Source organism: Corynebacterium axilliensis, from assembly GCF_046097495.1.
GTDB lineage: Bacteria > Actinomycetota > Actinomycetes > Mycobacteriales > Mycobacteriaceae > Corynebacterium.
Map to the genome: position 1 here is coordinate 2537256 of NZ_CP175768.1, position 24131 is coordinate 2561386.

The window sequence follows — 24131 nt, forward strand, 5'->3', positions numbered from 1 at the left end:
TGGTCTATGCGAACTCGTGAACAGCTCAATGCAGTGATCAAGGCCTATGACGTCCGTGGCGTCGTGGGCGAGGACATCGATGAAGCCTTTGTGCGGGATACCGGCGCGGCCTACGCTGCCATCCTCCGCGGTGAGGGCGAGACCACCCTAGCCGTGGGCCACGACATGCGCCCGTCCTCCCCGGACCTGGCGGCGGCTTTCGCTGAAGGCGCTGCGGCGCAGGGCATCAACGTCATCCAGTTGGGCCTGACCTCCACGGACGAACTCTACTTTGCAGCCGGCAACCTGAACTGTGCTGGCGCAATGTTCACCGCTTCCCACAACCCTGCCAAGTACAACGGCATCAAGCTGTGCCGCGCGGGTGCGGTGCCGGTGGGGCAGGAGACCGGCCTGGAGCAGATCAAGGACATGCTGATCGACGGCACGCCGGCCTTTGATGGCGAGCCGGGGACCGTCACTGAGCGCGAGGTGCTGCCGGATTACGCGGCATTCCTGCGAGGCTTGGTGCCGCTGGAGCAGTCCCGCCCGCTCGTCGTCGCGGTGGATGCCGCGAACGGCATGGGCGGCCACACCGTCCCGGCCGTATTTGAGGGCCTGCCTTTCGACGTGCGTGATTTGTACTTCGAGCTGGACGGCACCTTCCCCAACCACGAGGCCAACCCGCTGGACCCGAAGAACCTGGTGGACCTGCAGAAGTTCGTGGTGGAGCAGAAGGCGGACATCGGCCTGGCCTTCGACGGCGACGCCGACCGCTGCTTCGTGGTGGATGAGAAGGGGCAGCCGGTGTCCCCGTCCGCCATCTGCGCGCTGGTGGCGGAGCGCTACCTGGATAAGTTCCCGGGCGCCACCGTCATCCACAACCTGATTACCTCGAAGACGGTTCCGGAGCTCATCGCGGAGAAGGGCGGCAAGGCCGTGCGCACCCGCGTGGGTCACTCCTTCATCAAGGCCCAGATGGCCAAGGAGAAGGCGGTCTTCGGTGGCGAGCACTCCGCTCACTACTACTTCCAGGAGTTCTGGAACGCGGACTCCGGCATGCTCGCCGCCATGCACGTGCTGGCTGCACTGGGTGAGCAGGACAAGCCGCTGAGCGAGCTCATGGCGCAGTACTCGCGCTACGAGGCCTCGGGAGAGATCAACTCCACGGTAGAGGACCAGAAGGCCACCACGCAGCGCGTGCTGGATGAGCTGGCGGACAAGATTGAGTCCGTCGACGAGCTTGATGGCGTGACCGTACAGCTCAAGGACACCGACGCATGGTTCAACGTCCGCGCTTCCAATACGGAGCCGCTGCTGCGCCTCAACGTCGAGGCCAAGACGGAGGACGAGGTCCAGGCAATCGTGGACGAGGTCCTCGGCATCATCCGCGCCTAGAGAAACTCACTCAACGCGCAAGCGGGCGCGGGGAGAAGCGTAAGTGCTTTCTCCCCGCGCCCGCTGTGTCTGTGCCGACTGCGCCAGTGAAGCACCGGTGAGGTGCCAGTGAGGCGCTGAGCGTGCGCTTTAGCCGCGCGAGTTGAGAACCATCTCTTCCCACTCGACGAACTTCTTGCGCTCGCGGCCCTCGGCCTCACCCAGGGCGCGCTCGGCGGCGTCCAGCTTCTTCCAGCCCTCCCAGGTCAGGTGCTCCAGGCCCTTGGACTCGAAGAGCTCGACGATGTCCTCCTCGCGCTCGTGAGAGAGGTTGCCCGCTTCGTTGTCCTCCAGCAGCATGGCGATGGTCTCGTTGGCGTCGGACTTGGTGTTGCCGATGAGGCCCACCGGGCCGCGCTTGATCCAGCCGGTGGTGTAGAGGCCGCTGACTACGTTGCCGTCCAGGTCAATGACGTGGCCGCCGTCGTTGTTGATGACGTTCTTCTCGGTGTTGAAGGGCACGCCCTCAATGGCGTCGGACCGGTAGCCCACGGCCAGGTAGACCGCCTGTGCCGGCCACTCGGTGAACTTGCCGGTGCCGGACACGGAGCCGTCGCCGTTGAGCGCGGTGCGCTCGGTCTTGACGGCCGTGACCTTGCCGTTCTCACCGATGAACTCCACCGGCTGCTCGAAGAGGTGGATCTGCAGGGTGTGCGGTGCGTCCTTGGGTTCGCGAATGGCGTAGCCCTCCAGCGTCTGGCAGACCAAGTCGCAGGACTTGGCTTCTTCGCGGGCCTTGAGGGAGGCCTCGTCGTAGTCGATGTCCTCCGGGTCCACCACCACGTTGATGGTCGGGGAGTGGTCGAGCTCCTTGAGCTCCAGTGGGGTGAACTTGGCCTGCGCCGGGCCGCGGCGGCCGAAGACTCGCACGGTGGTGGCCTGGTTCTTGGCCAGGGACTCGTAGACGTTATCCGAGATCTCGGTGGATTCCTTGAGCTCGTCGCCAGTCTTGGCCAGGATGCGGGCCACGTCCAGGCCCACGTTGCCCACGCCGATGACGGCTACTTCCTTAGCGGAGAGGTCCCAGGAGCGCTCGAAGCGTGGGTTGCCGTCGTAGAAGCCGACGAACTCGCCCGCACCGTGGATGCCCTCGAGGTCGGAGCCCGGGATCTGCATGCCGCGGTCTGCTACGGCGCCGGTGGCAAAGACGATGGCGTCGTAGTATTCCTCCAGTTCGGAGACGGTGACGTCGCGGCCAACGGTGATGTTGGACAGCAGGCGGATCTGCTCGGTGTCGAGCACGCGGTGCAGGGAGTTAACAATGCCCTTGATGCGCGGGTGGTCCGGGGCCACGCCGTAGCGGATGAGGCCGAAGGGGGCCGGCATCTGCTCGATGAGATCGATCTCAACGTTGCCGCCGGTCTTCTTCACCAGGATGTCGGAGGCGTAGATGCCGGCCGGGCCGGCGCCGATGACGGCTACTTTCAGGGGCTGCTGAGTCATGATGACCTTTCGGAGTGGAGTGCTAACTAACGAAAGTTTAGTTCTTTAAAGAGCGTGGGCTTCATTGAACCGGTTAGTCTGGTGTCTGAGCAACTTTTTCTAATTACATTCGGGAATCATTGTGGCATAGACGCAGCGTGCTTTGCATATTCCACTGCAAATAAAAAAGACTGCTTTGTCTGTTTCGTCTAGACCGGTAGGTTTTCAGTATCCAACGAAAGGCAGCAGACTATGACCACCGCCACACAGCGAAAGCTGCGCGCGAAGAAGCCGGAAGGCCAGTGGAAGATCGACGGCACCACACCGCTCAACGCTGACGAGGAGATCAAGCAGGCGGACGAGGCCCTCGCCGTGCGCCAGCGCGTGATCGACATCTACTCCAAGGAGGGATTTTCCTCCATCCCCGCAGAAGACCTGGCCCCGCGCTTTAAGTGGCTGGGACTGTACACCCAGCGCAACCAGAACCTGGGCGGGGAGATGACCTCCAAGCTCACCAACGCTGAGCTGCAGGATGAGTACTTCATGATGCGCGTGCGCTTCGACGGCGGCCGCGCCAATCCGGCGAAGCTGCGCGCGGTGGGGGAGATTTCCCGGGATTATGTCCGCTCTACCGCGGACTTCACCGACCGCCAGAACATCCAGCTGCACTGGATCGAAATTGAGAACGTCCCCGCCATCTGGGAGAAGCTGCGCTCCGTTGGCCTGGATACCCTGCTGGGCTGCGGCGACGTTCCCCGCGTCATTCTTGGTTCCCCCGTGGCGGGCGTGGCTGCCGATGAGATCATTGACGCCACCCCGGCCATCGAGGAGATCAAGAACAACTATCTTCCGCGCGAGGAGTTCCACAACCTCCCGCGCAAGTTCAAGACCGCCATTTCCGGCAATGCCCGCCAGGACGTCACGCACGAGATTCAGGACATCGCCTTCGTCGGCGCCGAGCACCCTGAGTACGGCCCGGGTTTTGACTGCTTCGTGGGCGGCGGCCTGTCCACCAACCCAATGCTCTCGCAGTCCCTGGGAGCCTGGATCCCGCTTGAGCGCGTCCCGGAGGTCTGGGCCGGCGTGGCCCGCATCTTCCGCGATTACGGCTTCCGCCGCAACCGCAACCGCGCCCGCCTGAAGTTCCTGGTGGCGCAGTGGGGCATTGAGAAGTTCCGAAAGGCTCTGGAGGAGGAATACCTGGAGGAGCCGCTTCTCGACGGCACCCCGCTCCCCGTCGCCCCCGGTACCCGCGATCACCTGGGCGTGCACCGCCAGCAGGACGGCAAGTTTTACGTCGGCGTCAAGCCCACCGTGGGCCATGCCACCGGCGAGCAGCTCATTGCCATCGCCGACGTGGCCGAGAAGTTCGGCATCACTCGCATCCGCACCACCCCGATGAAGGAGCTGCTCTTCCTTGACGTGGAGGAAGAGGACATTCCGGCGCTCTCCCGCGCGCTGGATGAGACCGGCCTGTATTCCCAGCCTTCCGAGTTCCGCCGCGGCGTCATTTCCTGCACCGGCCTGGAGTTCTGCAAGCTGGCGCACGTGACCACCAAAGCCCGTGCCATCGAGCTCGTCGACATCCTGGAGGACACCTTGGGTGACCTCGATGTCCCGATCTCCATCGCGCTCAACGGCTGCCCCAACGCCTGCGCGCGCTCGCAGGTCTCCGATATCGGACTCAAGGGCCAGATCGTCACCGACGCCGACGGCAACCGCGTGGAAGGCTTCCAGGTGCACCTCGGCGGCGCGCTCGGCCTCTCTCCGGACTGGGGCCGGAAGCTGCGCGGCCACAAGGTGGTGGCTGACGAAGTTCCGGACTACGTCATCCGCCTGGTCAACAAGTACAAGGAGCAGCGCGAGGACGGCGAGCAGTTCCGCCACTGGGTCCTGCGTGCCGACGACGAGGATCTCCAGTGAATTTCCGCCGCACCCCCAACCCGAACCGCAACCACCCGGCCTACTGCCCCTATTGCGCCGGCACTGACCTCTTCCCGGATGAGGAAGACGACTTTGCCTGGAAGTGCCAGGAGTGCCTGCGCATCTTCTCGCTGCGCTTCCACGGCCAGGACGACGCCCCCGTGGCCCCCGCGCCGGCGGTATCCGCCAACGAGGCGCTCAAGCGCTCCCTGGCTCGGCGCGGGCATTCCACCGCGCCCCAGGCTCACCAAGCCCCCGAAACCCCCGAGGCCTAAGCACTGTATTTGAGGAAGGCCACCATGACCGCACTGATTACCCTGTCGCACGGCTCGCGCCACCCGGAGGCGGCGGCGAGCGTGGAGGCGTTAACCCGCGCCGCCGGCGACAAAGCCGGCGTTCCGGCAGCCGCCGCGCATCTAGAATTCTCCGCCCCAGCGCTGGGGGCCGCGGCCCGCGACCTCGCCGCGCAGGGCGTGCGCGAAGCCGTGGTGGTGCCCCTGTTGTTCACTGAGGGATACCACCAGCGCGTCGATGTCCCCGCCGCACTGAACAGCGCTGCCGCCGAGTCCGGCCTCACCCTGCACCGCGCGCGCGGCCTGGGAACCGGCGAGGACATGGCCCAGCTGCTGGCGCAGCGGGTCCCGGCCGGAGCGCAGAAGGTCGTGGTCTACTCTGTCGGCTCCTCCGATGCGCGCGCCAACGCCGTCGTGGCGCAACTTGCCCGCCGCGTGGGCGAGCTGACCGGCTGCGCCGCCGAGGTGTCCTTCGCCACGCAGCCAGCACCGGCGACTGCCACTGGGCACGAAGCAGCCCACGGAGAAGGCGCTACCCGTGAGGTGGTCGTGCCGCTCTCCGTCAGCCCCGGGCTGCTGCTAGACCGCCTCACCAAGCCCTCGGCAAACGATCAATCATCCCCGCACCGCACGGTGCTGCCCCCGCTGGGGGAGGATCTGGCAGGGATTGTGGCCCGACGCTTCGAGGAGGTGGCGCATGCGTAGCCTCATCCTCATTGCCCTCGCGGGTGCCGCGGCCCAGCTTGTCGACGGCGGCATTGGCATGGGCTTCGGCGTGACCTCCACGACGATCCTGCTGCTCGCCGGCTTAGGACCGGCGACGGCCTCGGCCGTGGTCCACACCTCGGAGCTGGGCACCACACTGGTCTCTGGAATTAGCCACTGGCGTTTTGGCAACGTGCATTGGCCCACCGTTCTCAAGCTTGGCGTGCCCGGCGGGCTTTCCGCGTTTCTGGGCGCGACGGTGCTCTCAAACCTTTCCCTGGAGGCCGCGGCACCCGTGACCTCCGCCATCCTCATCGCCATGGGCCTGAACCTGGTGTGGCGCTTTTCTCGCCTGCGCCCGCGTGCGGAGTCGGCACCCCGCAGAAGGCATTCCACCCCGTTCCTTGCCGGTCTGGGAGTGGTGGGTGGCTTCATCGATGCCTCCGGTGGCGGCGGCTGGGGTCCCATCTCGACCTCGACGCTGCTAGCGGTGGGCCGCGAGCAGCCCCGGCGCATTGTCGGCACGGTCAACACCGCGGAGTTCCTCGTCACATTCGGCGCGACGGCAGGATTCATCGTGGGCCTGTGGGACGAGATCGTGGCGAACGCGGCGGCGGTAGCAGCACTACTCATCGGCGGCACCATCACCGCACCCGTGGCAGCGTGGCTTATCTCCCGCATCAATCCCACCCTGTTGGGCGGGTTCGTGGGCACCGCCATCGTGGCGCTCAACCTACCGCGGGCGCTGGGCTGGCTGCTGCCGCACGCGGTTATCGTGGGCCTGCAGGTCGCCGTACTGGTGGCGGGCGTCGGCCTCACCGTGTGGGCAACGCGGCGCCGCAAGCGCTTAGAAAAGCTCGTGGAAAAGCAGGAGGGGAGTGCGCAAGCACAGCCGGGGACCGCGCGGGAGCACGGCGGCCAACACGGCGGCAGCCGAGTCGTCTCCTCGACCGAGCCGAGCTCTCCTGCCGAGGCGAACGCTACTGACCAGACAGCGTCCGTTACCGCTGGCGGCCGGGGCTAGAGCCCGGCGACGTCACCAATCACAATGACCGCTGGGGGCTTTACCGCATTATCCTCCATCGTGGCGCCGAGCTGGGCCAGCTCGCAGCTAAAGGTGCGCTCGCCATCCAGGGAGCCTTCTTGGATGATGCGGACGGGGGTGCGGGGGTCCCGGGAGGCGTCGATCAGCGCCGCGGCAATGGCGCCGGCATTCTTTACTCCCATGATGACGGAGAGGGTCGCCCCGGAGCGCGCCAGCGCCGCCCAATCCACCAGGGACTTGGGGTGCCCGGGAGGCAGGTGGCCAGAGACCACCGTGAAGGCGTGCACCATCCCGCGGTGGGTAACCGGCGTGCCCGCCAGCGCCGGGACCGCCACCGCCGAGGTCACCCCGGGGACGACCTCCACGGGCACGCCGGCCTGAGCCAGCGCGGTGAGCTCCTCAAAGCCGCGCCCGAACACGTACGGGTCCCCGCCCTTGAGGCGCACCACCCGGCGCCCGGCCAGAGCATGGTCGATGAGAATCTCGTTGATACGCTCCTGGGCCACTTGCCTGCCGTAGGGGATCTTGGAGACGTCGATAAGCTCCTTGGCGTCAACGTCACACAACTTATCCAGCTGCGCGGTGGGGCCCAGGTGATCCGCCACGATGACCTCCGCGGACTGCAGCGCGCGCTGGCCGCGCACCGTGATGAGATCCCAGGCGCCCGGGCCGCCGCCGACGAGGATGACCGGGTGAATGCTCATGCCCATTCATCCTAGCTATGCTCGGGCCTATGACTTCCTACGACCCCGAAACCGTCCGCTTCTTCGACGCCGCACACGAAGGCGCCCAAGCCCGGCTCGTGGCCGCGGCGGTTCCCACCCTGGCCCGTGCGGTGGGTGGCATGCAGCCGCGCAGCCTTGTCGTGCTCGCCGCCGATCAAATTGCCCGGGCCGCCGCCCACGTGGCCGCGGGACTCGCAGAGCCAGCTGAGGTCCCCGTGGTCGTCGCCGAGTCCCTGCCCCGCTTCACCGGTGCACTTGATGTCGTCGTGGCAGTCGGGGAGAGCCCCTGGCTCGAGCGCGCCCTCGTCACCGCAGACCGCCGGGGTGCCACCACCATCCTCGTCGGGACCGTGGAGGAACCGCCCGAGGACACCCTCGTCATCGACACCTTGCCCACCACGCAGGGCCGCTCCCCAGTGCGCGACATCGCCGCGCTGCACGCCGTACACGCCGTGCTCTCCGAGGACCCCGAGTTGGTGGCGCGCCGCCTTGAGGACGTGGCCGACGCGGTGGACCGGGAAATCGAGGCCCTTTCCCCGCAGCGAGATTCCACAACGAATCCGGGACGTGCCCTGCGCGAATTCACCGAAGGCGGGCACGTGGTGCACAGCAGCGGGCCGGATTCCTATCTATTCTCCGAGGAGCGCACGCGCGTTCACCTGGGAGCGCTGGTTGCGCGGATGGCCGGCGCGGTGTGGGCGGCCCATGGGCTGGGCGGAACCGTGGTGGACGCCGAGGGGCTGGGTCCACTCGTGGAGAACGCTCCCCGCGACATCTTCTATGATCCGTTCGAATCTGAGGAGCCTTTGGTACCCTTGAAAATTGTTTTATGGGGACAGGAGGAGGCGAACCTGCCCCATTCTTTCGCTGCAGCGAGCGCCGACCCCGAGTCCGGTGATCTGGCCCGCGCGCTGCAGCTCATCACGCGGAGTTACGCCGCGACCGCCTATGACGTGAAATAGAGGTTTTCTATGCAGTTGCTTGACAGCGCCACCCGCAATTACTCCTGGGGCTCGCGCACGTTGATCCCGTCCCTGCTGGGACAGCCGGAGTCTGACAGCCCCGTGGCGGAGCTGTGGTTCGGTGCCCACCCCGCCGACCCGTCCACCGTGGACGGCACGCGCCTCGATGACATCATCGCGGCGGACCCGGAAGGCCAGATCGGTGCCCGGGTTTCCGGCGACTATGGCTCGCGCCTGCCGTTCCTGCTCAAGATCCTGGCCGCGGCGGAGCCGCTGTCTTTGCAGGCGCACCCCTCCAAGGCGCAGGCGGAGGAAGGGTTTGCCCGCGAGAACGAGGCCGGGATTGAGCTGACGGCCTCGAACCGCAACTACAAGGACGACAACCACAAGCCGGAACTCATCGTGGCCCTCACGGAGTTCTACGCCATGGCCGGCTTCCGTCCGCTGGAGCAGACCCGCCGCCTCTTCGCGGCCCTGGAGTGCGAGGAGCTGAACCACTACGAGGGCATGCTGGCCGACGATCCCGCGGCTGAAGGCGACAACCTTCGCGCGCTGTTTACCACCTGGATCACCATCCCCGGTGCCAAGCGCAAGGAGCTCATCGCCGCCATCGTGGCCGCCGGCGAGCGCCTTCAGGAGCGCGGCGCCGACGAAGAGTGGATGGGCACCGTGATGGGAACGGTGGCCAAGCTCAATGAGCAGTACCCGGGAGACATCGGCGTGCTCGGCGCACTCCTGCTCAACCACGTGGTGCTGCAGCCGGGCGAGGCCGTGTACCTCGACGCCGGCCAGCTGCATGCTTACGTCTCCGGCCTCGGCGTGGAGATCATGGCGAACTCCGACAACGTCCTGCGCGGCGGATTGACCCCGAAGTTTGTGGATGTCCCCGAGCTGGTCAAGGTCCTGACCTATTCCGCCGCCGCGGACCCGCGCGTGCCGCAGGAGGATAAGGCGGACGCGGAGGCCGCGCACGGTGCGCAGGCATGGTCCTACCCGGTGCCCATCGACGAGTTCGCGCTCGACCGCGTGGAGCTCGCCGGCGAGGAGTCCCTCGACGTGGACTTCGACGGCCCCGTCATCGTGCTGTGCACCGGGGGCGCAGCGAACCTGCGCAACTCCGCCGGCGAATCCGTGGACCTGACCGCGGGCCACGCGGCGTGGTTGCCCGCGAACGATCCCGCAGCGACGGTCACCGCCGCCGGCGCGGATTCCGCGCAGGTCTTCATCGCGCGCGTCTAAGCAGGCGCCGAAGAAGAAAATAAACGAGAAGGGCTCCCCGCAGAAGCAATGCGGGGGCCCTTTGGTCTTATTCAGCGGGCCTATTCAGTAGGTTCCAGTCCGGTGGGGGCGGCCTCAGTTGGTGCTTCGGGAGTCGGTGCCTCGTTGGACTTGGAGGCCTGGGAGTCGCTCCCAGACTCCTCGCTCGGCGCGGTGAACTGCGCAAGCTCCGGCAACCCGTCAGGAGCCAGGGCCGCGGCGGCTGGTGCAGCGACGGGGGACGGTGTGCTCTGCGGGGCGGCGTTCGCGGCCGGTTGAGACTGCGCAGAAGGCTGCGTGTTCGGCTGCGAGTCGTTGTTGGCAGGGCCAATCGGCTCGTTCTGCGGCTCCATCGGGGCGCTGGGGGTCGGCGCCGCGGAGTTGCCCTCCGGGGTGGAGGGCTCCACGTTTCCAGCGGAGTCATCAGACTTGTTGTGGTTGTTGTTCTCGGTCGGTTCGTTCGGTCCAGTCTGCGTAGCCGGCGCGGAGGTGGACGGCGGGCCAGACGGCGTGCTCGGCGCCGGTGTGGTCGTGCCCAGAGTTCCCGGCTGGGGTTGCGGGTTCTGCTGATTCTGCTGGTTCTGCTGAGCAGTCGGACTCTGCGGGGCCTGCTGGTTTTGCTGGCCCTGCTGCCAGTTCTGCTGCAGGGAGGAGACGTTATCCGGGCGGTAGACGGCCGTCGGTTCCGCCGGCTCCGTGCGGTCGAACACCGCGTTGGGCGCCAGGTACGGATCGTTAACGATTCCTGCGTTGCCGCCGGCCGCCAGAGTGGAGTTCTGGGAGGTCTTAGGCTCCGGCGTCGTCGACGTCGTGGTGTAGGTGTGCTGCGTGGAAGAGGTCGCCCGAGCGCTGGAGGAATGCGCCGTCTCAGTGGAGGCCTGCTCCGCCACGACGACGGGGGAAGAGGGCGCGCTCATGCGCCACACGATGACCCCTAGGGCCAGCGCGCAGAGGAGACCTACTGCCACGAACGTCATCATGCGGCGAGTAGAGCTGGTCATGGCACATCTCCTTTCTGCGGGCCAAAGGTCACAAGTCGATAACAACGATAGCACGAATGTCAACAAAATCTACGGTTCACCATGTAATCCTCGCGTTGACACAGCCGGGGCACAGGGATTTGGCAGATTTATGCGTGCGGGCAGAACCTGCTAAGAGGGCGTGTGCGGGGCGCTGCGCAGAGGGCTGAGGGGAGCTCGAGGTGGAGGGGCCGCGTGGAGAGGAGTAAAGAATGGTAGTAATTGGTTGAGATACCGCGCTTGCTTTCCAGGTGGACCAACACTTCCGATAACTAAGGAGAAACCAATGAGCTCATGGGATGAGGACATCTTCAGCGACGAGGCCGTCGTCGAGTTTCTTGACGAAATCGCAGACTTGGACGACGAAGCCGTCGCCGCCGTGGAGGATGCCTGCGCGCTGGCCGTTTCCGGTGAGGAGCAGGGCGACGAGGAGCGCCGCATCGCGCTTGCCGCCGCTACCATCGCCGCCATCTGGAGCGGTGCGCCGTTCAGCGCCGGCGACGTGGTGGAGGACTACCCCTTCATCCGTGACCTGGCGGGGTCCGGCAGTGAGACGCTCAATGAACACGCGCTCGAGCTGCTGGAGAGCGTGGAGGAAGACTACGACCTTGAGGCCTTCATCGAGGCGCTGTCCTAGAAGAGCCCCTGAGGATTCCACAAGGAGACCGACGGAGCCCACGCAGGGCGCGGAGTACACGCACGGGTATGCTCGGCGGCCCGGGCTGCTGTCAAGCCCCCGCGGAACCCCACCAGAACGAGGCTAAACACACGCATGCTGATCAGTATTGAAGGAATCGACGGCGCCGGAAAGAACACCGTCACCCAGCGCCTGCGCCGCGAAGTCGACTGCCCGGTCGAGGTCCTAGGCTTTCCCCGCTACGAGGACTCGGTCCACGCGCAACTAGCGCAGGAGGCGCTCTACGGGCGCATGGGGGACCTCACCGATTCGGCCTACGGCATGGCTACGCTCTTTGCCCTCGACCGCTTAGGCGCCAAGCAGCAGCTCGAGGAGGCCGCGGCGAGTAAGGACTCCCTGCTCATCTTGGACCGCTACGTGGCCTCTAATGCCGCCTACTCCGCCGCCCGCGTGGGCGAGGAGTCCGTGGTGGACTGGGTGTATGACCTAGAGTTCGGGCGCTTCGGGCTGCCGGTGCCACAGCTGCAGATTTTCCTCGACACGGACGTCGAGGAGGCGGGGCGGCGCGCGGTGAGCCGAGCGGCCGAGAACGAAAACCGCACGCGCGACCGCTACGAGCGCGACGCCGGGCTGCAGGCGCGCACGGCAGCCGCGTACCGGCGCTTGGCGGCCCAGCAGTGGGCGGGGCGGTGGATCGCCACCGCCGATGCCGATATGATTATCCAATCAGTCAAGGATCTCCTGGCGGGGTCCCTGCAGGTCAACAACTAGGAGAACAGCAACGTGGCACCGAAAATCTTGGTCGTGGATGATGACCCGGCAATTGCCGAAATGCTCACCATCGTGCTGGAAGCAGAGGGCCTTGACCCCATTGCCGTCAATGATGGCAATGAGGCCATCCCTGCCTTTCGTGAACACGACCCGGATCTGATTCTGCTGGACCTCATGCTCCCGGGCATGAACGGCGTGGACATTTGCCGCGCCATCCGCACCGAATCCTCCGTGCCGATTGTGATGCTCACCGCCAAGACGGACACCGTGGACGTGGTGCTGGGCCTGGAATCCGGCGCGGATGATTACATCACCAAGCCCTTCAAGCCCAAGGAGCTCATCGCTCGCATCCGTGCCCGTCTGCGCCGCACGGAGTCCTCGTCGAGCGAGATGATCGAGGTGGGCGACCTGCTGATCGACGTCCCGGAGCACACCGTCACCCGCAAGGGCGGCGGGGAGATTTCGCTGACGCCGCTGGAGTTTGACCTGCTACTGGAGATGGCGCGCAAGCCCGGCCAGGTCCACACGCGCGAAGCGCTGCTGGAATCCGTCTGGGGCTACCGCCACGCGTCGGATACGCGCTTGGTGAACGTGCACGTGCAGCGCCTGCGCGCCAAGATCGAGCACGACCCCGAAGACCCGCACATCGTGCTGACTGTGCGCGGCGTGGGCTACAAGACCGGAAAAGTCGGCGAGTAAAGGACTGCCGTTATCTTTGGATGGTTAAGGCGGGTACAGGGGACCGTCGCTGAGCGCTGGCGCACCTCCCTGCAGACACGCGTCATTGGCATGATTCTGGTGGCCTCCGCGGTGGTCATGTTGATTTTGGCGTATGCCTTGGTCTCCGTGCTCACCCAGCGCCTGGTGAGCCAGAAGGAGGACGCCGCGTTCCAGGAGCTGGAGCGCGCCCGCGTGGCCGTGGAGCAGCAGATCGATGCGACCGGTACCGCGAACTCCACGCAGGTGCGCATCAACTCCGCCCGCGCTGCCTTGGGGCAGATGTCCGCCCAGCAAAACGACGCGCAGGCGGCCTATGAGCCGGTGGTGGTCGTTGACAACGGGGATGGCACGGCAACAACCTCCCCGGAGGGCTACCGCATCCCGGAGAGCATGCGTCAGCTGGTGAGCCAGGGTCAGATTGTGCAGCAATACGCCCAGGTGGACCAGCAATCGGGAGCCACGTATAACGCGCTGATGATGGGCACGCCCATCGAGAGCGATATCCCCAATACCCAGGTGTACCTGGTGATGTCCATGGAGTCGGAGGAATCCACCATGGCGCTGATGCGCGGCCTCCTGTCGGCTGCAGGTGTCGTCGTCGTGGTCCTGCTCGTGGGCATTGCCTGGCTGGCCACCCAGCAGGTCATCACCCCGATTCGCTCCGCCTCCCGCATTGCGCAGCGCCTGGCGGCCGGGCACCTGCGCGAGCGCATGGTCGTCAACTCGGACGACGAGATGGGCCGCCTGGCGTCCTCCTTCAATGACATGGCGGACACGTTGTCCCGGCAGATTACCCAGTTGGAGGAGTACGGCGACTTGCAGCGCCAGTTCACCTCCGACGTCTCCCATGAGCTGCGCACGCCTTTGACTACGGTGCGCATGGCTGCCGACGTCATTGCGGCCGACGCCGATGATTTCAGCCCCTACACCAAGCGCTCGACGGAGCTGCTCATCAATGAGCTCGACCGCTTCGAGGAGCTGCTTGCGGACCTGCTGGAGATTTCCCGCCACGACGCCGGCGTGGCAGACCTGTCCACGGCCTCTATCGACATTCGCTCGTGCGTCGACTCGGCCATGAGCCAGGTGGCGCACCTGGCAGGCGAGCTCGGTGTGGAGATTCGCGTCAACGCCCCAGAGGAGCCCGTGTCCGTGGAATGCGATTCCCGCCGTGTCGAGCGCATCCTGCGCAACCTCCTGGCCAACGCCATCGACCACTCGGAGGGAAACCCGGTGACGGTGGACATTGCCGCGACTGACGACGCCGTGGGGATCGCCGTCACCGACTCCGGCGTGGGCCTCAAGGAGGGACAGGAGGAGCTGGTGTTCAACCGCTTCTGGCGTGCGGATTCTTCCCGCAAGCGCCACTCCGGCGGCACCGGCCTGGGCCTGGCCATCGCCCGCGAGGACGCGGTCCTGCACGGCGGCACCCTCGACGCGGTGGGAGAGTTCGGCGTCGGCTCGCGCTTCCGCCTCATCCTGCCGCGCACTCCGGGTGCGACCGTGGAGTCCGAGCCGATTGCCCTGGTCCTGCCCGGAGCGACACCGCCGAAGACCACCTCCCAGGCAGCGCTTCCGGTGGGAGAAGACGGCGCCACCGCTTCGAGCACCGCCGAGGCTGCGCCGGCCCCGAATTCGGCAGACGGCTCAGACACGTACACGGCCGCGAGTGAGCCCGGGGAGGCGTCGGAAAGCACGGCAGCCATCGCGGACGCTGCCGGAATCGTGTGGCCCTCCGAGCGCCAGGGCCGTGGCCCGGTAGCCGAGGAGGCGCCTTTCAACCAGAACAGTGTCCCCGAGTTCGATGAGGAGGCGCAGCGATGACCCGCGCAGTGCACCCACGGCTGAGGAGTACTACCTGCGGCACTCTGGCCGTGCTCAGCTGTGTCTCCTTGACCGCGCTGGTGGGGTGTTCCACCCTGCCGCACGATACGGACCCGCAGGTCATCGGTTCCTTTGAGCCGCACGATCGCGCCGATGACGCCGTGGTGGAGCCGCGCACCAACAGCGAGCCGGACCTGCTGGTTCGTGACTTTTATTCCGCCGCGGCCATCCCCGTGGGCAACTACGCCGCGGCGCGCACCTTTTTGTCCTCGGACATCTCGGAATCGTGGGACCCCACCAGCACGGTACTGGTCGTGGACTCCCTGGACCTGGTGACCTCCAAGATGGAGGACGGCGAGCTGGAATATTCCGTGCGCGGCAACATCATCGGCCGCTTGGCCGATGGCGGCGCGTACGTGCCCGATAACTCGCGCCTGGAGGCCACGGTGCGCTTGCGCCAGTTCGACGGGCAGTGGCGCATCACGGACCTGCCGACGGGTGCGGTGATTGAGCGCACCGAGCTACGCAACCGCTACCGCCCGCAGTCGCTGTACTTCTTCGACTCCACCCAGCGCCTGCTGGTGGCGGACCGCCGCTGGCTTTACAGCGGCAAGGACTCCATCGCCGCGGAGCTGGTCACCCTGCTGCTGCAGGGCCCGTCCTCCGATATTGCGCCGGCGGTGTCCAGCCCGATCCCGAAGGATGCCACCTTCCTGGGCCTCAACGACGGGGTGTACGAATTCGGCGGCATGGCCGGCATGTCCCAAGAGGATCGCCTGAAGTTCGCGGCGCAGCTGGTCTGGACGCTCAACAACGCAGAGGCGGCGAACTCAGTGCGCGCGACCATCGATGGCAGCCCACTCGTCGATGGCATGGAAGAGATGACCATCGATGACTTCGCGGAATTCAACCCCGAGGATTCCGCCCAGACGGTCTCGACCCTCTACGCCGTGAACGACGGATCGCTGCTGGAGGTTTCGTCCGAGGGCAGCGCCGAGGTGAGCGGATCTGCCGGGCAGATTCACGACATTCAGTCTGCGGACGTCTCCGACGAGGGCGTGGTGGCCGCCGTGCGCAAGCGCTCCGAGGAGGAGTCGCAGCTAGCCATGGGCAAGCTGGGGCAGAACCTGGAGAACTCCATTAAGGGCAAGACCCTGGCGCGGCCGACATTTGAAAATAGCGGCCAGGTGGCGTGGACCGTCATCGACGGTGACCGCGTGGTACGGGTGACGCGTTCGCCGGCCACCGGTGAACTCTCCACCTCCGAGGTGGACATGTCCGAGCTGGAGGACATCGAGGGCGAGATTTCCGTCCTCCGCCTCTCCGCCACGGGTGCGCGCGTAGCCATGATCATCAACGGCAGCATCTACACCGGCGTGGTCGCGCGTGCGACGTCGGGCGAGCGGCGCATCGTCAACGTGCACCGCGTCGGCCCGGAACTGACCGGTTCCGCGCTGTCCCTGGACTGGCAGGCCGATGGATCGCTCCTGGTGGGCACCTCGTCGTCGAATTCTCCGGTGTGGCGCATTGAGCAGGACGGCTCCTCCTCCACGACGCTGCCGACGGGCAATATCACCGCCCCGGTCGTGGCGGTGGCGGCCTCGCCGTCGACGCTTTACGTCACGGACTCCCACGCCCTCTTGCAGCTGCCGGCCGGCGGCTCCTCGTCGTCCTATTGGCGCGAGGTGGATGGCTTGCAGGGCGTGCGCTCGTCCCCCATCGTGGCACGCTAGCCAGCGCTAGAGTGGGGGCATGTCACAGCGGTGGGGGATAGGTAAGGCGGCGGCCTCCCTGGTCGAGCTCATTTTGCCACGCCCGTGCGCCGGGTGCGGCGGGGAAGCAGAGGCCGGTGGGGTGCTCTGCGCGCGGTGTCAGCAGCTGCTGCGCCGAGTTCCGCATCCAATTGACAGGCCCCGTCCCCTTGGCTTCCCGGCCTGGGCGCTGGGACCGTATTCGGACACGCGCCGGGGGATCATCATTGCGATGAAGGAGCGCGGCAATCGCGCGGTGCGCGCGCATGCGGGGGCGGTAGTAGCCGCGGGGATCGAGTTCTTGCGTGCGCGCGGGGAGATTCCGGAGACCGCGGTGCTGGTGCCTGCACCGACGCGGGCGTCCTCCGCCCGGGAGAGGGGCGGCGACCCCGTGACAGCGATGTGCGCGGCAGCGGCTGCGCGCCTGCCCGGCTGGCGGGTGGTACCCGCCCTGGCCACGGCGGAGGGCAGCGCCGACCAGTCGGGGCTCAACGCGGACGAGCGCGCGGACAATATGCGCTCGGCGGTGTTGCTCACCCCGGCCGCGGCACAGCTGCGGGGGAGGCAGGTGCTGCTTGTCGACGACGTCGTGACCACCGGCGCGACCCTGCGCGCCAGCGCGGCGCGGGTGCGGGGTGCCGGGGGTGACGTTGCGGGCGCGATTGTGCTGGCAGATGCCTAAGTGGGGGTCGGTGTGACAAGTTGGTTATGACCAGTGGTAGCATGAGGGGTGTCACAGGGAAGCGGACATGAAGCTTTCATCACAAACTTCTTAAGTCCGCGGAATGTGCAGTCATTCAGTCCCCACGAGTACAGGGAGGCATTGTCCATGTCCCAGCAGACCAACGCTCAGGTCACCATCACCGGCCGTAACGTAGAGGTTCCGGAACACTTCCAGGAGCGCGTCTCCGAAAAGTTGGCCAAGATCGAGCGCCTTGATCCGACTCTGACTTTCTTCCACGTGGAGCTCCAGCACGAGCCGAACCCGCGCCGCGAGTCCGAGGCAGAGCGCCTGCAGATCACCGCCACCGGCAAGGGCCACATCGCCCGCGCTGAGGCGAAGGAAGATTCCTTCTACGCTGCCCTGGAGACCGCCCTGGGCAAGATGGAGCGCTCCCTGCGCAAGGTGAAGGTCCGCCGCGAGAACGTCAAGTCCGGCCACCGCGCCCAGAAGGGCACCGGCGAGATTGCCGCGGAAATGGTCGCCGAGGCTGAAGCCCAGGCCAAGCAGGCCAAGGAAGACCGCTACATCGACCCCTACGCTGAGACCGTCGAGGACGTTCGCCCCGGCCAGATCGTGCGCTTCAAGGAGCACCCGGCCACCCCGATGTCTGTCGACGACGCACTCAGTGAGATGGAGCTGGTGGGTCACGACTTCTTCCTCTTCGTCAATGAGGAAACCAACAAGCCCTCCGTGGTTTACCGCCGCCACGCCTACGACTACGGTCTCATCTCCTTGACTGAGGAGAATGCTGAAGGCTAAAGGCTAGAAGCCACAGCGCTGAGCAGATAGCTAGAGGCACAGGACCCCGCTGCCACGTGCAGCTGGGTCCTCTTTTTGTACTCGCTCCTCGCGCCTAGGAAAGAAGTACAAAGAAATACTTAGCCGGCGGGCCGGCTAGACAGGCAATCCTTCGCCGCTGCCAGGGGGTCGGTGAGGGAGTGGGGTGAGTGAAAGGGAAAATAGGGGGAAGTGGGGCCTGAGTTAGCTGCGTGGGCGCGCAGTAACGTCCTCAGTAGCGCCCTCAGTGTGGCATTCGCTCAGCGGGCAGAATCTGTTACATAGGGCTTGCATGGGGCTCATAAGGGGCGCAGGGGGAACGCGTGCGGCAGGGGAGAAGTGGGGTGGAGCGCCCTTTTGAGCGAGGTGGGGAGCGAGACTTAAAACTCAGTGAGTACAATGGCGCGGAGTTAACTATATTGTCGCGACAAGAAGGACTATCTAGACGTGTTTGGACTTTCCAAGCTGCTCCGCGCCGGTGAGGGACGCACCGTTAAGCGCCTGGCCAAGATGGCCGATGATGTTATTGCTCTCGAGGACAAGTACGCCGCGCTTTCCGACGATGAACTGAAGGCCAAAACCGACGAGTTCAAGAAGCGCCTGGCCGATGGCGCCGAGATGAATGACATCCTTCTCGAGGCCTTCGCCACCGTACGCGAGGCGGCCTGGCGCGTTCTGGACCAGAAGCACTACAAGGTGCAGATCATGGGCGGCGCCGCCCTCCACTTCGGCAACGTGGCGGAGATGCGCACCGGTGAGGGCAAGACCCTGACCTCGCTGCTGCCGGCCTACCTCAACGCGCTTGGGGGCAAGGGCGTGCACATCGTGACCGTCAACGACTACCTGGCCAAGCGTGACGCCGAGATGATGGGCCGTGTCCACCGCTGGCTCGGCCTGTCTGTCGGTGTGATCCTGTCCGAGATGCGCCCGCCGGAGCGTAAAGAGGCTTATGCCTGCGATATCACCTACGGCACCAACAACGAGCTGGGCTTTGATTACCTGCGCGACAACATGGTCCGCTCGCTCGATGACGTCGTTCAGCGCGGCCACAACTTCTGCATCGTCGATGAGGTGGACTCCATCCTTATCGATGAGGCCCGTACCCCGCTCATCATCTCCGGCCCGGTGGACGGCTCCTCCCAGTTCTACGGTGTCTTCGCACAGCTGGCCCCGAAGATGCGCGAGGGCATCCACTACGAGGTGGACCACAAGAAGCGCACCATCGGCGTGCTTGAGGATGGCGTGGAGTTCGTCGAGGATCAGCTGGGCATTGAGAACCTGTATGCCCCGGAGCACTCCCAGCTGGTGTCCTACCTCAACAACGCGTTGAAGGCCAAGGAGCTGTTCACCCGCGACAAGGACTACATCGTCCGCAACGGCGAGGTGCTCATCGTCGACGGCTTTACCGGCCGTGTGCTGGCTGGCCGCCGCTACAACGAGGGTATGCACCAGGCCATTGAGGCCAAGGAGCAGGTGGAGATCAAGAACGAGAACCAGACTCTGGCCACCGTTACCCTCCAGAACTACTTCCGCCTCTACGACAAGATTTCCGGCATGACCGGTACCGCAGAGACCGAGGCAGCCGAGCTGCACTCCATCTACGGCCTCGATGTGGTGCAGATTCCGACGAACAAGCCGAACCAGCGCGAGGACCACTCCGACCGCATCTACAAGACCCAGGAGGCGAAGTTCGCCGCCGTGGTCGATGACATTGTTGAGCACGTGGAGAAGGGCCAGCCGGTGCTGGTGGGTACCACCTCCGTCGAGCGCTCGGAGTACCTCTCCCAGCTGCTGAGCAAGCGCGGTGTTAAGCACTCCGTGCTCAACGCTAAGCACCACGAGGAGGAGGGCCAGATCGTCGCCCGTGCCGGCCGCCCGGGTGCGGTGACCGTGGCCACCAACATGGCCGGCCGTGGTACCGATATCGTGCTGGGTGGTAACCCCGAGGTCATTCTGGATGAGAAGCTGCGTGAACGCGGCCTCGATCCGTTCGAGGACGAGGAGAAGTACCAGGAGGCCTGGGACGCCGAGATCGACGCGGAGAAGGAGCGCTCCAAGAAGCTCGGCGACGAGGTCCGTGAGGCAGGTGGCCTGTACGTGCTGGGTACCGAGCGCCACGAGTCGCGCCGTATTGATAACCAGTTGCGCGGTCGTTCGGGCCGTCAGGGTGACCCGGGCGAGACCCGCTTCTACCTGTCCATGCGTGATGAGCTCATGGTGCGCTTCGTGGGCCAGTCCATGGAGAACATGATGAACCGCCTCAACGTTCCGGACGATGTCCCGATCGAGGCCAAGATGGTGTCTAACTCCATCAAGGGCGCGCAGGCGCAGGTGGAGAACCAGAACTTCGAGATGCGTAAGAACGTGCTCAAGTACGACGAGGTTCTCAACGAGCAGCGCAAGGTTGTCTACGCCACCCGCCACGACATCCTGGACGCCGGTGACATCAAGGACAACATCCGTACGATGATCGATGACACCGTGTCGGCCTACGTGTCCGGCGCTACCGCCACCGGCTACGTCGAGGACTGGAACCTGGATGAGCTGTGGAATGCACTGGAGTCTCTCTACGGCCCGACGATGTCCCACGAAGAGCTGGTGGACGGCACCGAGTACGGTTCCGCCGGCGAGCTCTCCGCGGAGCAGCTGCGTGACGCGCTGGTCTCGGATGCCAACGCGGAGTACGACAAGCTGGAGGAAGCAGTGACCGCCATCGGCGGCGAGAGCCAGATGCGCAACACCGAGCGCATGGTGATCCTGCCGGTCATCGACCAGAAGTGGCGCGAGCACCTCTATGAGATGGACTACCTCAAGGAGGGCATCGGCCTGCGTGCGATGGCACAGCGCGATCCGCTGGTGGAGTACCAGAAGGAGGGCGGCGACATGTTTAACGCTATGAACGACGGCGTGAAGGAAGAAACTGTGCGCCAGCTGTTCATGCTGCGCAAGCAGTTCAAGGCCCAGGAAGAGGCGAAGGCTGCCGAGTCCGCGGAGAATACCGAGGCCTAGCTCCTCAAAGAGCTCATCGCAGGGCGCTAGAGCGCCATTGAGAGACGGTGCGGGGTGCAATCCCCGCACCGTCTTTCCATTGGAGGCACTTAGCTATATACTGGCAAGATATTAATTATTCGTGCCGTTGTGCCCTCGGAGGTCTTCACCATGCGCCGCATCTCTCTGCGAGTAGGTTTGTCCGTCTTCGCCTCCGCCACCCTGCTGGGCGGCGGTGCAGCCGCCTCTGCGCTGCAGGTCGCCCCGGAGGAGCAGTGCCAGCTCTCCGCAGTCTTGGATGCTGCGGACGGCACCCAGGACGCGGAGGCCCCGGCTGCCGCGGTGAAGGACAAGGGCCACGTTGCCGCGTGCGCCGAGACCGCCGCAGAAGAGGTTGCCGTGCAGTACAGCGCCGCGGAGGCGCAGGCGCCAAATCCCGCGACTCAGGCCACCATGTTTGGTGGAATTAGCTTGGCGCTGGTGAGCGCCTCTGCCGCCTTCGCCGGCATTGATTGGACCCCGATCCTGATCAAGCTTGGCTCGATGTTCTAGAGCTTGCTTGCCGGCCGTGTTGATGAGGCCGGCAACCGCGTGCCTACGGTGAGGAGGCGGAAGGAGCGTAGATAGCGCCCAGTGGCCGCCCCCGTAAAAGCGCGCTGTTGTCCGCCGATGAAGGCGGACCCAAAGTATTCGCCGTTGGCTCGGGCATGCAGGCTGGTTAATGAGAATCGGCCGCGCTTTCCGCTGGAGTGCTGGCCTTTGATCCACGCCTTGATGTGGGTCACTATCTCTGGCGCGAAGCGGTTCTTATCCAAGTGATGCATGGGGCGCAACGTCGCCGCTACTTCGAGCGCGATGAGGACGAGCCCATGAATATCGCTGCGGGTGGCCACGTCGGCGGCGGTCGGCTCGCGCTCGTAGCGGATGCGCTGCGGGGCAACGTAGAGCTGTAGGTGGCTCATGCCGGGTATGGGGGTGTACACGGGGATGTACCTTTCCGCGGTCGACTGGCGCGGAGAGGAAGAGACGGACGCGGTGCTTATTCTACCCACAAACTAGGTGGCGCGGGCTGGGCAGTGCCGTGGGTGGTGGCGGCATAGGTACTGGATGTTCGCTATACTTTCGGACGATAAACACAGCTCAACGCGAAGGACCAAGGATAGAGAATATGCGTGGACTCATCGTCGATTATGTGGGTGTGCTCGACGGCACCGAAGAGGACGTCAAGCGCTGGCGCGCCCTGTTTGCCGCCGCCAAGTCTAATGGCGTGGCCACCGCAATCCTGTCCAACGATCCGGGCGGTCCCGGTGCGGAGCACATCCGCGAATGGGAGTACCGCGGCATCGTTGATGCCGTTGTGCTCTCCGGGGAAGTGGGGGCGGAGAAGCCGGATCGCGCAGCGTTCCAGGCGGCAGCGGATGCCATCGAGCTTCCGATCAATGATTGCGTGATGGTGGATGATTCTATCGTCAACGTCCGCGCCGCGGTGGAGAACGGAATGGTGGGCATGCTCTACACGGTCTTCGACCGCACCAGCGTGGAAGTCCAGGCGGTCTTCGATATTGAGGGTGAGTTCTAAGTGGCGGACGTGCGTGTCTACCTGCCCGCCACCTTTGCCATGTTGGCGGAGCTCGAGCAGACCGGCCAGTTGGCCGCGCGGTCGGGCTGGGGGTTCATGGTGACCCCGGCGCTGCGGGAGTTCTACACCGAGGGCGGCGATGAGGAGGAGATTGCCTACTCCGCATTTTTGGAGGCCTCCATGGCTTCTCTGCGCTTGCTCGCCATTGGTGATGAAGAGAAGTTCCCGCACCGCCGAGTGGTCATCTCCATCAACGTTGATGAATCCGTGGTGACGCCCCAGCCCGATATGGGCGAGCCCGTGGTGAAGCTGGACCCAGCGGTCATCACGAAGGACAACCTGCAGTGCATCCACGTCGACATCGAGGAATCAGAAGCGGCCACCGCGAAGGCCATTGAGGCCATCGATACCGCCGATTTGGGCGACGAGGACGCGGAGCTGGCCGTGGGCGACGCGCTGGATAACTTCATGGCGTTCTATGACCCGACGGAGCTTCCCTTCCTCGTGGAACTGCTCTGATCACAGAGCTTAAATCCCCACGTTCTTTTATCCAAAGGAGAATCCATCCTCATGCGAAACCTTATGACCTCGTCGATGAAGAAGCGCCTCGTGGCCGCCTCCGTGGTTGTAGCCCTAGGCGCGGGCGCGTGCGTAGCGCCGACTGCTGGTGCCGAAGTACCCAGCGGGGCACAGGCACCGGTAGCTGCTAGCGCTGCTGGCACGACCGACGGAGAGCAGGCCAACGGCGGCACGCTCACCGCGCCGGACCCGAAGATTGCTGAGCAGCCGATGACGCCGTGGCTGCGCATCCTGGAGGGCTCATCCAACGGACCTGCGGGTGTTATCTTTGCTGTCCTGTTCGGCATCATTAGCGTGGGCATGGCCGCCTACAAGGAGTTTGGAAAGTACCTGCCCACACTCGGCTAAAACTTGATAGTCTGCTGAAGTAAATTCTCCCGCTTCACCGAAAGGCTCTCTATCATGTCCTCCAACCGTCTCCACCGCGTGCTCGCCACCACGGCCCTGACCGCAACGCTCGTTGCCGGCGGCGTTGTTGCTCCGACCGCTGGGGCGGTGACCACCACGCTGAAGGACAACAAGTGCACGATCCGCCTCAGCGACGATGAGGCGGGGGACCTGTCCAAGGCTGAGGGCAAGGCCAACGACGTAGACTCCTCTCTGCTGAAGGACGACTACAAGATCTGGCCCAAGGATGCAGCTTCCCGAGCACGCGCCGTGGAGGACCAAGCCGACGAGCTGTACCGCGAGATCCCCAGCTACGAGACCACCGCGGAGCTGAGCAGCGATGAAAACGAGGTAAAGCGCGCCAAGAACAACATCGCGGTGGCAGAGACCTTCCGCAAGATTGCGCCGGACTACGTCAAGGCCCTCAACGCCTGCGCGAAGAAGGAAAAGTACGGCACCGACAAGGATGACGATCGGGATAACACCCTCGGCAACATCGATAAGGGCGGCGCCATCATCCTCGGCACCACCGCCGCGCTGAGCATTCTCATGTTCGCCTTCCGCGTGGCCGTCCCGCAGCTGAAGAACATCCTGCCGCCGGAGATTGCGGCGATGCTCCCGAACTACTAAAGC

24 protein-coding genes are annotated in these 24131 nt (G+C 65.1%); 20 read left to right on the plus strand and 4 right to left on the minus strand.

The genetic code is table 11. The features are described 5' to 3' along the window. Positions 1-6 precede the first annotated feature (6 nt). Positions 7-1374 (plus strand): phosphomannomutase/phosphoglucomutase, encoded by a 1368-nt coding sequence (locus ACKFR8_RS12175; protein ID WP_296132825.1) that lies wholly within the window; start codon positions 7-9, stop codon positions 1372-1374. Between the two features lie 129 nt (positions 1375-1503). Here the strand turns inward: ACKFR8_RS12175 and ACKFR8_RS12180 are convergent, their stop codons facing one another. Next, positions 1504-2856, minus strand: a complete 1353-nt coding sequence (locus tag ACKFR8_RS12180; RefSeq protein ID WP_296132827.1) for an FAD-dependent oxidoreductase — start codon at positions 2854-2856, stop codon at positions 1504-1506. A 231-nt stretch (positions 2857-3087) separates the two neighbouring features. On the opposite strand from ACKFR8_RS12180, the gene ACKFR8_RS12185 reads away from it, so the two are divergent. The 4 genes from ACKFR8_RS12185 to ACKFR8_RS12200 are packed head-to-tail and all read left to right on the plus strand — an operon-like array spanning position 3088 to position 6780. Further along, positions 3088-4758: a nitrite/sulfite reductase gene (locus ACKFR8_RS12185; RefSeq protein WP_408930207.1), complete on the plus strand. Its 1671-nt coding sequence runs from the start codon at positions 3088-3090 to the stop codon at positions 4756-4758. Then, positions 4755-5033 carry a hypothetical protein gene (locus ACKFR8_RS12190; protein WP_408930208.1) on the plus strand — a complete coding sequence of 93 codons (279 nt, stop codon included), beginning with the start codon at positions 4755-4757 and terminating at the stop codon, positions 5031-5033. The genes ACKFR8_RS12185 and ACKFR8_RS12190 overlap by 4 nt, the downstream gene beginning before the upstream one ends. A 24-nt stretch (positions 5034-5057) precedes the next feature. Beyond that, on the plus strand, positions 5058-5756 hold the full coding sequence (locus ACKFR8_RS12195) for a sirohydrochlorin chelatase (protein ID WP_408930209.1): 699 nt from the start codon (positions 5058-5060) through the stop codon (positions 5754-5756). Continuing rightward, the gene (locus ACKFR8_RS12200) at positions 5749-6780 is read left to right on the plus strand and encodes a sulfite exporter TauE/SafE family protein (protein WP_408930210.1); all 1032 of its coding nucleotides are present in this window, start codon (positions 5749-5751) and stop codon (positions 6778-6780) included. The genes ACKFR8_RS12195 and ACKFR8_RS12200 overlap by 8 nt, the downstream gene beginning before the upstream one ends. On the opposite strand, the gene cobA is transcribed toward ACKFR8_RS12200, so the two are convergent. Continuing rightward, complete coding sequence (gene cobA, locus ACKFR8_RS12205) at positions 6777-7505, minus strand: uroporphyrinogen-III C-methyltransferase (protein ID WP_296132837.1); 729 nt, start codon at positions 7503-7505, stop codon at positions 6777-6779. The genes ACKFR8_RS12200 and cobA overlap by 4 nt on opposite strands. Positions 7506-7534: 29 nt before the next feature. Between cobA and ACKFR8_RS12210 the strand changes: the two genes are divergently transcribed. Further along, entirely contained in the window at positions 7535-8488 is a 954-nt protein-coding gene (locus ACKFR8_RS12210) for an exopolyphosphatase (protein WP_306506983.1), read from the plus strand. 9 nt (positions 8489-8497) lie between these two features. Beyond that, the gene (gene manA / locus ACKFR8_RS12215; RefSeq protein WP_296132841.1) at positions 8498-9727 is read left to right on the plus strand and encodes a mannose-6-phosphate isomerase, class I; all 1230 of its coding nucleotides are present in this window, start codon (positions 8498-8500) and stop codon (positions 9725-9727) included. An 80-nt stretch (positions 9728-9807) separates the two neighbouring features. Here the strand turns inward: manA and ACKFR8_RS12220 are convergent, their stop codons facing one another. After that, a complete protein-coding gene (locus ACKFR8_RS12220; protein ID WP_296132843.1) occupies positions 9808-10746 on the minus strand; it encodes a hypothetical protein in 939 nt (312 codons plus the stop codon). A 304-nt stretch (positions 10747-11050) separates the two neighbouring features. Here ACKFR8_RS12220 and ACKFR8_RS12225 point away from each other — a divergent pair, with 304 nt between their 5' ends. From ACKFR8_RS12225 to ACKFR8_RS12265, 9 genes are all read left to right on the plus strand, one after another. After that, positions 11051-11401: a DUF4259 domain-containing protein gene (locus ACKFR8_RS12225; RefSeq protein ID WP_296132845.1), complete on the plus strand. Its 351-nt coding sequence runs from the start codon at positions 11051-11053 to the stop codon at positions 11399-11401. A gap of 135 nt (positions 11402-11536) precedes the next feature. Next, positions 11537-12172: a dTMP kinase gene (locus tag ACKFR8_RS12230; protein ID WP_408930211.1), complete on the plus strand. Its 636-nt coding sequence runs from the start codon at positions 11537-11539 to the stop codon at positions 12170-12172. A gap of 12 nt (positions 12173-12184) precedes the next feature. Beyond that, positions 12185-12871 carry an MtrAB system response regulator MtrA gene (gene mtrA, locus ACKFR8_RS12235; RefSeq protein WP_408930212.1) on the plus strand — a complete coding sequence of 229 codons (687 nt, stop codon included), beginning with the start codon at positions 12185-12187 and terminating at the stop codon, positions 12869-12871. A 69-nt stretch (positions 12872-12940) separates the two neighbouring features. Then, complete coding sequence (gene mtrB, locus ACKFR8_RS12240) at positions 12941-14713, plus strand: MtrAB system histidine kinase MtrB (RefSeq protein ID WP_408931020.1); 1773 nt, start codon at positions 12941-12943, stop codon at positions 14711-14713. After that, positions 14710-16446: an MtrAB system accessory lipoprotein LpqB gene (lpqB, locus tag ACKFR8_RS12245; protein WP_408930213.1), complete on the plus strand. Its 1737-nt coding sequence runs from the start codon at positions 14710-14712 to the stop codon at positions 16444-16446. Before mtrB ends, lpqB begins: the two co-directional genes overlap by 4 nt. 19 nt (positions 16447-16465) lie before the next feature. Then, a complete protein-coding gene (locus ACKFR8_RS12250) occupies positions 16466-17146 on the plus strand; it encodes a ComF family protein (protein ID WP_306506986.1) in 681 nt (226 codons plus the stop codon). 147 nt (positions 17147-17293) lie between these two features. After that, positions 17294-17947: a ribosome hibernation-promoting factor, HPF/YfiA family gene (hpf, locus tag ACKFR8_RS12255; RefSeq protein ID WP_296132851.1), complete on the plus strand. Its 654-nt coding sequence runs from the start codon at positions 17294-17296 to the stop codon at positions 17945-17947. 465 nt (positions 17948-18412) lie between these two features. Continuing rightward, positions 18413-20974: a preprotein translocase subunit SecA gene (gene secA, locus ACKFR8_RS12260; protein WP_408930214.1), complete on the plus strand. Its 2562-nt coding sequence runs from the start codon at positions 18413-18415 to the stop codon at positions 20972-20974. 150 nt (positions 20975-21124) lie between these two features. Then, positions 21125-21505 (plus strand): hypothetical protein, encoded by a 381-nt coding sequence (locus tag ACKFR8_RS12265; RefSeq protein WP_408930215.1) that lies wholly within the window; start codon positions 21125-21127, stop codon positions 21503-21505. Here the strand turns inward: ACKFR8_RS12265 and ACKFR8_RS12270 are convergent. Next, entirely contained in the window at positions 21502-21936 is a 435-nt protein-coding gene (locus ACKFR8_RS12270) for a hypothetical protein (RefSeq protein WP_408930216.1), read from the minus strand. The genes ACKFR8_RS12265 and ACKFR8_RS12270 overlap by 4 nt on opposite strands. 185 nt (positions 21937-22121) lie before the next feature. On the opposite strand from ACKFR8_RS12270, the gene ACKFR8_RS12275 reads away from it, so the two are divergent. From ACKFR8_RS12275 to ACKFR8_RS12290, 4 genes are read left to right on the plus strand one after another with little or no spacing between them, the layout of a single operon-like run. Beyond that, positions 22122-22532, plus strand: a complete 411-nt coding sequence (locus tag ACKFR8_RS12275; RefSeq protein ID WP_408930217.1) for an HAD-IA family hydrolase — start codon at positions 22122-22124, stop codon at positions 22530-22532. A 9-nt stretch (positions 22533-22541) separates the two neighbouring features. Continuing rightward, on the plus strand, positions 22542-23051 hold the full coding sequence (locus tag ACKFR8_RS12280; protein ID WP_296133318.1) for a DUF6912 family protein: 510 nt from the start codon (positions 22542-22544) through the stop codon (positions 23049-23051). 51 nt (positions 23052-23102) lie between these two features. After that, entirely contained in the window at positions 23103-23459 is a 357-nt protein-coding gene (locus tag ACKFR8_RS12285) for a hypothetical protein (RefSeq protein WP_296133306.1), read from the plus strand. 54 nt (positions 23460-23513) lie between these two features. Continuing rightward, on the plus strand, positions 23514-24128 hold the full coding sequence (locus ACKFR8_RS12290) for a hypothetical protein (RefSeq protein WP_296133305.1): 615 nt from the start codon (positions 23514-23516) through the stop codon (positions 24126-24128). Positions 24129-24131: the final 3 nt, after the last annotated feature.

Excerpts from the sequence above, each read along its gene's own strand:
- ACKFR8_RS12175 (WP_296132825.1), top strand. The coding sequence starts at position 7 with ATGCGAACTCGTGAACAGCTCAATGCAGTGATCAAGGCCTATGACGTC.
- ACKFR8_RS12180 (WP_296132827.1), bottom strand. The coding sequence starts at position 2,856 with ATGACTCAGCAGCCCCTGAAAGTAGCCGTCATCGGCGCCGGCCCGGCC.
- ACKFR8_RS12185 (WP_408930207.1), top strand. The coding sequence starts at position 3,088 with ATGACCACCGCCACACAGCGAAAGCTGCGCGCGAAGAAGCCGGAAGGC.
- ACKFR8_RS12195 (WP_408930209.1), top strand. The coding sequence starts at position 5,058 with ATGACCGCACTGATTACCCTGTCGCACGGCTCGCGCCACCCGGAGGCG.
- ACKFR8_RS12200 (WP_408930210.1), top strand. The coding sequence starts at position 5,749 with ATGCGTAGCCTCATCCTCATTGCCCTCGCGGGTGCCGCGGCCCAGCTT.
- cobA (WP_296132837.1), bottom strand. The coding sequence starts at position 7,505 with ATGAGCATTCACCCGGTCATCCTCGTCGGCGGCGGCCCGGGCGCCTGG.
- ACKFR8_RS12210 (WP_306506983.1), top strand. The coding sequence starts at position 7,535 with ATGACTTCCTACGACCCCGAAACCGTCCGCTTCTTCGACGCCGCACAC.
- manA (WP_296132841.1), top strand. The coding sequence starts at position 8,498 with ATGCAGTTGCTTGACAGCGCCACCCGCAATTACTCCTGGGGCTCGCGC.
- ACKFR8_RS12220 (WP_296132843.1), bottom strand. The coding sequence starts at position 10,746 with ATGACCAGCTCTACTCGCCGCATGATGACGTTCGTGGCAGTAGGTCTC.
- ACKFR8_RS12225 (WP_296132845.1), top strand. The coding sequence starts at position 11,051 with ATGAGCTCATGGGATGAGGACATCTTCAGCGACGAGGCCGTCGTCGAG.
- ACKFR8_RS12230 (WP_408930211.1), top strand. The coding sequence starts at position 11,537 with ATGCTGATCAGTATTGAAGGAATCGACGGCGCCGGAAAGAACACCGTC.
- lpqB (WP_408930213.1), top strand. The coding sequence starts at position 14,710 with ATGACCCGCGCAGTGCACCCACGGCTGAGGAGTACTACCTGCGGCACT.
- ACKFR8_RS12250 (WP_306506986.1), top strand. The coding sequence starts at position 16,466 with ATGTCACAGCGGTGGGGGATAGGTAAGGCGGCGGCCTCCCTGGTCGAG.
- hpf (WP_296132851.1), top strand. The coding sequence starts at position 17,294 with ATGTCCCAGCAGACCAACGCTCAGGTCACCATCACCGGCCGTAACGTA.
- ACKFR8_RS12265 (WP_408930215.1), top strand. The coding sequence starts at position 21,125 with ATGCGCCGCATCTCTCTGCGAGTAGGTTTGTCCGTCTTCGCCTCCGCC.
- ACKFR8_RS12275 (WP_408930217.1), top strand. The coding sequence starts at position 22,122 with ATGCGTGGACTCATCGTCGATTATGTGGGTGTGCTCGACGGCACCGAA.
- ACKFR8_RS12285 (WP_296133306.1), top strand. The coding sequence starts at position 23,103 with ATGCGAAACCTTATGACCTCGTCGATGAAGAAGCGCCTCGTGGCCGCC.
- ACKFR8_RS12290 (WP_296133305.1), top strand. The coding sequence starts at position 23,514 with ATGTCCTCCAACCGTCTCCACCGCGTGCTCGCCACCACGGCCCTGACC.